This is a genomic window from Kluyvera sp. (genome assembly GCF_047971185.1).
GTDB lineage: Bacteria > Pseudomonadota > Gammaproteobacteria > Enterobacterales > Enterobacteriaceae > Kluyvera.
The window spans coordinates 1-1,932 of record NZ_JBKDZH010000103.1 but is presented as its reverse complement, the minus strand read 5'-3'; the positions used below and the strand labels follow the sequence as shown (position 1 = coordinate 1,932).

General features: G+C 42.0%; 1 pseudogene. It reads right to left on the bottom strand.

Annotated features, from left to right (window positions below):
* Window positions 1-945: 945 nt before the first annotated feature.
* Window positions 946-1,185 (bottom strand): annotated as a pseudogene (locus ACK5JN_RS21050) (hypothetical protein); the annotation flags it as partial.
* Window positions 1,186-1,932: the final 747 nt, after the last annotated feature.

Here is a 1,932-nt window from a genome sequence, read left to right as displayed (position 1 = left end):
TCCCTTGCTATATCGTTTTGCCTGTAACCTTCTTCAATTTTCATCGTGTGTTCTATGCATTGTGTGTTCTATGCACCTAGGCCTGTGACTGGGCATATTACTGGACGGCCAATCACGCACAGCGCCTCCTCCCAGGCCCGTGAGCGAGGATTATGATTTGACAGCCTATCATGTGCGTCGGTACGCGGCGGATTCTCCCTGGGTGATGTACCATAGTGCGACATGTTCTCATAAAAAGCTACGTGCTTCACTTATATTTCACTTTATCTACAATATGTTTATGCCATTCCGTAGAGGAGGCTTTTCTATATATGGTGAGATGGTTTATTCAAATAATCATTTGATAAATGCTGCAAATAACAGAGATAACACAAAAGTTGTGTAAAGATTTTGTTGCCGTTCGTTCACTTCAACTCGTCGCAATGTCTTTATTTTTTGCTTTACAGAGATTTGCTTAACATATCTGAGTTCTACAATCACTGCTGTGTCTAATGGTATGAACCAAAATGGCCTAATCTGTACAGAAGAGGAATTAAGGCGAATAATACAGAAACCTGTAGCACCACAGCATGCGTGAGTGACAGCCAGAGTGCATGTGAACGAGAGAGGAGTGCAGCCAATCAGCGGGGCTGTTACCAACCTCTCGCTAGGCTCCAGATGCACCATTCGAGTGAATAGAGTATAGTAGCAGTATCCATGGAGTCAGCAGAAGAGTCAGTTGCAGAACTGGCATTTGCAGTGTCACTGTTCATTTCAGGGAGTTGCCATATGACTTGATCTGCATTCAAAGGAAAAATCCCACACTTTTGAAATCTGCTCTATGTTTCTTGTGATGTTTTTTGGAAGTTTCTCCATTAATCTTGCAAGTTGCTTTGAAAATTCCCCTTTTGGCAACGTGGCATGTCTTCTCCCTAGAGCTGCTGATTTGAAATCAGACAGAATACTTCACCAAACACCCTTCAGTGGCCTGAACAATGAAACAACAAAAGGCTGACTGAGGTGTGTTGAGTTTGCTAGGAGTACAAAGTCAATATTGTTCTCCTCACATGCAGCCACAACTGCAAAGCTTACATGGGTGGAAAGGTCTCCAATTATCACCTTATTCCCTTCCTGATGTTTTGCATAAGGAAGAACAAATTTAAAGAACCAGTCCTCAAATGTTGGTCCATTAAACAATCCACTTTCTGTACAATCATATCATGCATTTGGAGGACCTCCTTCAGTTCATGAATCATAGATGTACTGAGATTTGTATACTACATAAGGAGACAGTAGTGTACCTGCTACAGTACATGTGAACATTACTGAGGCTGAAGACTGTGTTAAGTTCATTCATTACCTTTTCTGGATACCTGCATCCTCTACGAACTATCAGCTTTTTGTTACCTGGATCATCAGATAAATTTGTTTCATCATAGTTGATTATGTTACTTGGCAGAACATCCTTAAGTGTCTTTTCTAGATTTTTATAGTAAGATCTGATCTCTCCTGGGGTTACAGCAGCTCTACAACCTTTATTGTTCTGAGGTACATGTTGAGACAGTTCCTGTTGGTATTGTTTCAAGAAGCTGTGAGCCCAGTACCATCCCGGAAGATTGCTCTCGAATCTTCACTGTGATCCCACGTCTGTCGAAATACATCTTAACTAACACACGAGGCTCAGAGCTGTCCAACAGAAAGCCCCACTGAGAAGGGTCACCAATTGTTGCACAATGCATGCTTCTTCCTCTGTAGAGGGAACAGTCTGACCCTCATGTGGCTTTGTGTACTTCCTGGTAACTGCATCATGAATGGTGCTTTTGCAAAATCTGTACAGTGGACCCTCTAACCTCGAACACAATCCGTTCCAGGAGGCCGTTCGAACTTCGATTTGTTTGAAGTATGAATTCATTTTTCCCATAGGAAACAATGTAAATTGAATTAATACGTTCC